Source organism: Arthrobacter sp. TJ-217 (assembly GCF_058269255.1).
Genome location: NZ_JBZCNJ010000036.1, coordinates 1 through 511, shown reverse-complemented (window position 1 = coordinate 511; position 511 = coordinate 1). Strand labels below are relative to the sequence as shown.

The window sequence follows — 511 nt, the reverse complement described above, 5'->3', positions numbered from 1 at the left end:
GCCCCGAGGTCGCGGGCCAGGCCCTTGGTGAAGCCGACGAGGGCGGCCTTGCTCATGCCGTAGATCGCACCTCCGGTGAAGGGGATGCTGACGGCGTTGATGGAGCCGATGGTGATGATCCGGCCGCCGTCGGGAAGGTGCTTGAGGGCTTCCTGGGTGGTGTAGACGGTGCCGCGGATATTGAGGTCGATGGTGGCCTCGATGTGCTCATCCGGGGTTTCGGTGAAGGGTTCGAACCAGCCGCCGCCGGCGTTGTTGACCAGGATGTCCAGGGAGCCCAGGGCGGCCACGGCGTCCCGGACGCCCCGGCGGGCGGCGTCGGGGTCGGCGTTGTTGGCGCGCACGGCCACGGCCTTGCCGCCGGCGGCGGTGATCTCGGCGACCAGGGCCTCGGCGGGGCCGGGGGAGTTCCAGTAGGTCAGGGCGACGGTGGCGCCCCGGGCGGCCAGGGAGCGGGCGATGCCGGCTCCGATGCCGCGGGAGCCGCCGGTGACGAGGGCGGTCTTGCCGG

The 511-nt window shown here is 72.6% G+C and carries 1 protein-coding gene; it reads right to left on the bottom strand.

The genetic code is table 11. The annotated features are described in order from the left end of the window. A partial coding sequence (locus tag AC4D2R_RS18050; protein ID WP_490941479.1) for an SDR family NAD(P)-dependent oxidoreductase occupies positions 1 to 511 on the bottom strand: 511 nt, incomplete at both ends.